Raw genomic sequence first — 329 nt, 5'->3', positions numbered from 1 at the left:
CGACTTCACCCACCTTACCCTCCACACCTTCGACGCCTCCGCCCCAGAAGGGTTCGGCCGGCCGCTTCGGGTGCAGACGACACGGGTGGTGTGACGGGCGGTGTGTACAAGGCCCGGGACCGTATTCACCGCGGCATGCTGATCCGCGATTACTAGCAACTCCGACTTCACGCAGGCGGGTTGCAGCCTGCGATCCGAACTGGGACCGGCTTTCCGGGATCCGCTCCCCCTCGCGGGGTGGCAACCCTCTGTACCGGCCATTGTAGCTCGTGTGCAGCCCAGGGCATAAGGGGCATGATGACTTGACGTCGTCCCCACCTTCCTCCGGC

Annotated in this window: 1 rRNA gene; it reads right to left on the bottom strand. The window is 65.3% G+C overall.

Going from position 1 to position 329, the window contains the following annotated elements:
• Positions 1–329 (bottom strand): 16S ribosomal RNA (locus NE591_RS13525); the annotation flags it as partial.

It is taken from the genome of Adlercreutzia sp. DFI.6.23, from assembly GCF_024462535.1.
GTDB classification, from domain to species: domain Bacteria; phylum Actinomycetota; class Coriobacteriia; order Coriobacteriales; family Eggerthellaceae; genus Adlercreutzia; species Adlercreutzia rubneri.
This window is presented reverse-complemented; position numbering and strand designations above follow the sequence as displayed.